The sequence below is a fragment of the Pseudomonas sp. MWU12-2319 genome (assembly GCF_023242525.1).
Classification (GTDB): domain Bacteria; phylum Pseudomonadota; class Gammaproteobacteria; order Pseudomonadales; family Pseudomonadaceae; genus Aquipseudomonas; species Aquipseudomonas gingeri_D.
The window spans coordinates 1-358 of sequence record NZ_JALJES010000080.1 but is presented as its reverse complement, the minus strand read 5'-3'; the positions used below and the strand labels follow the sequence as shown (position 1 = coordinate 358).

Annotated in this window: 1 protein-coding gene; it reads right to left on the bottom strand. The window is 58.7% G+C overall.

Annotated features, from left to right (window positions below):
* On the bottom strand, positions 1-358 hold a 358-nt coding region (locus tag M5C01_RS32840), incomplete at both ends, for an IS3 family transposase (protein WP_248764482.1).

Genomic DNA, 358 nt, shown 5'->3' with positions numbered 1-358 from the left:
GGCTCAGGAAGAAACGTTCCATCACGGAGTTGTCCCAGCAATTTCCTTTGCGACTCATGCTTTGCTGCATGCCATTTCGTTCCAGCAGCGCTCTGTAGCTCGCGCTTGCATACTGACTCCCCCTATCCGAATGGGCGATCAGTCCCGGTGCCGGCTGGCGCTGGGCAATAGCCAGTTGCATAGCGTTGCATACCAGCTCGGCAGGCATGTTTGGGGCCATGGACCAGCCCACGATCTTGCGTGAGAACAAGTCCAGCACCACGGCCAAGTACAGCCAGCCACTGCGGGTCCGGATGTAGGTCACATCCGCCACCCACGCCTTGTTCACCGCATCGGGATCGAACTGACGATTCAGCAC